Origin of the sequence: Microcystis sp. M49636_WE2 (genome assembly GCF_030065375.1) — a bacterium.
GTDB lineage: Bacteria > Cyanobacteriota > Cyanobacteriia > Cyanobacteriales > Microcystaceae > Microcystis > Microcystis aeruginosa_C.
This window is the reverse complement of sequence record NZ_JASJFG010000724.1, coordinates 1-2,348: the sequence shown is the minus strand read 5'-3', so window position 1 is coordinate 2,348 and position 2,348 is coordinate 1. Positions and strand designations below refer to the sequence as shown.

The window sequence follows — 2,348 nt, the reverse complement described above, 5'->3', positions numbered from 1 at the left end:
GGGTTCTCTGGGGGGTGGTAATCACTTTATCGAAATTTGTTTAGATACAGACAATCAAGTTTGGTTAATGCTCCATTCCGGTTCTAGAGGTATTGGTAATCAACTGGCCCAATGTCATATTGATACGGCCAAAGAGTTAGCCAAACTAGCAGAATGTAAATTACCCGACCTCGATTTGGCCTACTTTGTCGCCGGTACAGAAGAATTTACCGCCTACTGGCATGACCTACAATGGGCCCAGGAATATGCCCGTTATAATCGGGAAATTATGATGGCTAGATTTAAACGCATTGTTGAAAAACATCTAGCGGGAGGCAAACCAACTAAACCCCTCTTAGTAGTTAATTGTCATCACAATTATGCCGAAAAAGAAATTCATTTTGGGGAGGAGGTTTATGTCACCCGAAAAGGAGCCGTCCGCGCCAGAGAAACCGATTATGGTATTATCCCCGGTTCCATGGGAGCGCAATCTTATATTGTTAAAGGTAAAGGAGAACATAATAGCTTCTGTTCCTGTTCCCACGGGGCCGGGCGTTTGATGTCGAGAAATCTGGCTAAAAAAACCTTTACTCTTGATGATTTAATCGCCCAAACCGAAGGGGTTGAATGCCGCAAAGATGAGGGCGTTATTGATGAGATTCCGGGAGCTTATAAACCGATCCAACAGGTGATGAATCAACAGGCTGATCTAGTGGAAATTGTCGCCACTCTCAAGCAGGTGATGTGTGTCAAAGGTTAAAAATCATGGCAAGAGCGATCGATTTTTACGGAACCCGAATTTTTACGCGATTTTGGGGACAGATTATTTCTTGATTGGGCCCAGAATCAGTGAGCAGTCTAGGAATTTAGGGTCACAGATCCAGTAACATCAACTCCTCGACTAAATCAAAATTAGCCGTTACCGATTGCACATCATCGAGGGATTCTAGGGTGTCGATTAACTTGAATAAAAAACGGGCCTGGTCTCGATCGCTCACTTCTAGGGTATTAGTGGGAATCCAGCGTAATTCTGCTTCTTTGACCTTAAATCCCGCTGCTTGCAGAACCTTATTCAATCTCTCCAGGTTAGACACCTCAGTAAACACTTCTGCTCCTTGACCTTCCTCCGCACTGTCAAAAAACTCGTAGGATTGGGCCTGGCCCTCTAGGGAAGCTTCTAAAAGCTTATCCTCATCAATAGTTCCCTCAAGACGAATTACCCCCTTATGGTCAAACATCCAGCCTACACAGCCCGTTTCACCTAAATTACCGCCATTTTTGCTAAAAGCCGCCCGCAGATCCGCAGCCGTGCGATTGCGATTATCGGTCAGTGCTTCGATCAGGATCGCCACACCCCCGGGACCATAACCCTCGTAGCGAATTTCCTCAAAAGCTGAGTCATTTTCCCAAGTTCCCGCCCCTTTAGCGATCGCTCTTTCGATATTGTCATTAGGAATACCGGCCGCCTTGGCTTTTTCGATCGCCGTGCGTAGCTGAAAATTGCCCGCCGGATCGGGAACACCGTTACGGGTAGCCACGATAATGGCCCGGGATAACTGGGTGAAAGTTTGCCCTTTTTTGGCATCAACCCGGGCTTTTTGTCGTTTAATATTTGCCCATTTACTATGACCAGCCATATCTATCTAAGATATCCAACATCAAAAATCTAGCAGATCGATCGCCCTTGGTAAATCCGGGGATAATTGTCAACGAGTGCCGGGTAATGATCATAAATCCTGTGTAGAAACTATAGGGGAGCGGGAATTATGAATTATGAATTATGAATTAGGTAGAGGGAAGACCACTTCGTGCGGGTTGCGGGGGGAGGTGGGGAGAGCGGAGCGGGGAGAAACAATTCATAACTTGGGAGTTAATCACACTATTAAAAACGGATTTGGTATAAATCCTGTTTAGAAACTATAGGGGGGCGGCTAGTTCGAGCATTTGTACTAAAATTCCCGATATGCGGTTTAAATCCAGTACAGCTTATTATAGAAAAGGTTGATTGATCAGGTGGCAATATGGCGCAATTTTCTCGCAAAACTCTACTAACCTTGTTTGCTAGTATATTAGTATTATTATTCTCCTTGGCTCCGGCCCAAGCCCTAAGTTATAATAACCGTAATTTGACCGATAATGACTTTGCGGGGCAGGATTTGCGCGATTCCACCTTCGATCACTCTAATCTGCGCGGTAGTAACTTCAGTCATGCCAATCTGGAAGGAGTGCGCTTTTTTTCTGCCAACTTGGAGGGGGCCGACTTTAGCGATGCCAATATGAGAAATGTGGATTTAGAATCGGCCCGTTTAACCAAAGCCAACTTTACCAATGCCGTTCTCGAAGGAGCTTTTGCCACTAACATTTTAATC

General features: G+C 45.3%; 3 protein-coding genes. 2 read left to right on the top strand and 1 reads right to left on the bottom strand.

The genetic code is table 11. The features are described 5' to 3' along the window. Window positions 1-739 (top strand): RtcB family protein (locus PX484_RS16615; RefSeq protein ID WP_288104818.1); only part of this gene is annotated, 739 nt, incomplete at its 5' end. 112 nt (window positions 740-851) lie between these two features. Here the strand turns inward: PX484_RS16615 and PX484_RS16610 are convergent. Continuing rightward, window positions 852-1,616: a YebC/PmpR family DNA-binding transcriptional regulator gene (locus tag PX484_RS16610; protein ID WP_287670908.1), complete on the bottom strand. Its 765-nt coding sequence runs from the start codon at window positions 1,614-1,616 to the stop codon at window positions 852-854. 384 nt (window positions 1,617-2,000) lie between these two features. Here PX484_RS16610 and PX484_RS16605 point away from each other — a divergent pair. Beyond that, a partial coding sequence (locus tag PX484_RS16605; RefSeq protein ID WP_288104816.1) for a pentapeptide repeat-containing protein occupies window positions 2,001-2,348 on the top strand: 348 nt, incomplete at its 3' end.

What these genes read in the sequence shown, in the direction of transcription:
- PX484_RS16610 (WP_287670908.1), bottom strand. Translation starts at nt 1,616, where the DNA reads ATGGCTGGTCATAGTAAATGGGCAAATATTAAACGACAAAAAGCCCGG.